Raw genomic sequence first — 779 nt, 5'->3', positions numbered from 1 at the left:
GGACGGTCGGCCGCAGCACCTCCCGCGCGACCCAGCCCACCACGACCCCCTCCGGCGCCGACCACACGCGCAGTCCCTCCCCCGCCCGCGAGGACGTGTCGAAGCCGGCCAGCGCCAGGACGCGGCGGACGCGTTCGCAGCCGTCGGCCCCGTCCACTTCCTCGGAAGTGCTCGGGGGTCGCCGGGGGCGGAGTGGAAGACATGCCCCCACTCCAGCCGTCCGGGGCGCCGGAAGAAAGCCGCTGCGCGAACGGATCCGCGTCGCCCGTCCGCGAAACGAAACGCCCCGGGGCGGGCTCAGCCCCCGGCGGGCCGGCCGGAGACCAGCCGGGCGGCCCCGATCTCGGCCCACACCACCTTGCCCCGCTCGTGGACCTCGGCGCCCCAGCGGTCGCAGAGGCGGTCGATGATGGTGAGCCCGTGGCCGCCCGGGGCACCCCGCCGGGGGGAGGACTGACGGTGCGGCAGCGCCGTGGAACCGTCGAACACCTCGATGCGCAGGACGTCGCCGCCGGTGAGGACCAGCTGGAGGCAGCCGTCCGCGTGCAGACCGGCGTTGGTCACCAGCTCGGAGACGACGAGCAGGGTGTCCTCGGACGTCTCGGTCCCGTCCCACTCCCAGTCCCGCAGCGCCTGCCGCGCGAAGTCGCGGCCCTTCGCGACCTGGCCCCGGACGCCGGCCAGTGCCAGGAGCCGGCGCTGTCCCGCCGCCCCGGGCCTCAGTGGACGGCCGGTCTGGGGTCCGCTGCTCTTCACTGTGGTCTCACCCCCGCCGCTGA

General features: G+C 75.9%; 1 protein-coding gene. It reads right to left on the bottom strand.

Features of this window, described 5'->3' with window-relative positions; all coding sequences use genetic code 11:
• Nucleotides 1-297: 297 nt before the first annotated feature.
• The coding region (locus tag SSNG_RS41610; RefSeq protein ID WP_347232437.1) for an ATP-binding protein at nucleotides 298-779 on the bottom strand (482 nt) is incomplete at its 5' end.

The sequence above is a fragment of the Streptomyces sp. C genome (assembly GCF_000158895.1).
GTDB classification, from domain to species: domain Bacteria; phylum Actinomycetota; class Actinomycetes; order Streptomycetales; family Streptomycetaceae; genus Streptomyces; species Streptomyces racemochromogenes.
This window is presented reverse-complemented; position numbering and strand designations above follow the sequence as displayed.